Genomic DNA, 829 nt, shown 5'->3' with positions numbered 1-829 from the left:
GGGTGAGGGCGGTCAGGCCGGTGGCGGCGAGGAGTTGGGCGGCGGACAGGGCCAGGGCGTTGTCGCGGCCGGTGAGGTGGCGGGCCATGTAGGCGAAGGCGAGGGCGTAGCTGGCGGCGGCGGCGAGCAGGGCGGTGACGCCGCCGGCGGTGAGGTTGTCGGGTCGCCAGGGGGCGAAGATCAGCAGGGTGCCGGTGAAGCCGAGCAGTAGGCCGGTGAGGCGTAGCGGGTGGGGTCGGCGTTCGGTGCCGAGGGTGAGGGCGAGCAGCAGGGACCACAGCGGGGTGGTGGCGTGGATGACGCCGGCGACGCCGCTGTCGACGGTCTGTTGGCCGGTGCTGACGAGTAGGAACGGCAGGGCGTTGCAGAGCAGCGCGGCCACGGTGAGGTGGGTCCAGGTGCGGCGGTCGCGGGGCAGGTGTTGCCCGGCGGCGCGGGCGAGCAGGAGCAGGACGCCGGCGCCGAGGGCGCACCGGGTGACGGCGATGTGCGCGGGTGCGAGGCCGCCGGTGAGGGCGAGGTCGGTCCAGAGGAAGCCGGAGCCCCACAGGAGGGTGAGCGCGGCGGCGCGGGCGAGGGTGGGCATGGTTCGTAGGCTGCCCGGCCGGGATCTGTCAGACAAGCGAAAGGATTGGTAGGAGCGTTAAGCTGCGCTACATGCTCGATGTGCGGCGCATGCAGGTGTTGCGGGCGGTGGTCGATACCGGCTCTGTCAGCGCGGCCGCCCGCGAGTTGGGCTACACCCCTTCGGCGGTGAGTCAGCAGGTGGCGGCGCTGGAGCGGGAGGCCGGGGCGGTGCTGCTGGAGCGGTGCGGGCGCGGGGTGCGGG

The 829-nt window shown here is 73.8% G+C and carries 2 protein-coding genes; one reads left to right on the top strand and one right to left on the bottom strand.

Features of this window, described 5'->3' with window-relative positions:
• A partial coding sequence (locus tag C1I99_RS31730; RefSeq protein WP_146604116.1) for an EamA family transporter occupies nucleotides 1-586 on the bottom strand: 586 nt, incomplete at its 3' end.
• 71 nt (nucleotides 587-657) lie between these two features.
• Between C1I99_RS31730 and C1I99_RS31725 the strand changes: the two genes are divergently transcribed.
• Nucleotides 658-829: helix-turn-helix domain-containing protein (locus tag C1I99_RS31725; protein WP_146604115.1), on the top strand; the 172-nt coding region annotated here is incomplete at its 3' end.

This window comes from Micromonospora deserti (assembly GCF_003236335.1).
GTDB classification, from domain to species: Bacteria; Actinomycetota; Actinomycetes; order Mycobacteriales; family Micromonosporaceae; genus Micromonospora; species Micromonospora deserti.
Note: the sequence above shows the minus strand (reverse complement) of the source record. Positions and strands in the feature narration are given on the sequence as shown.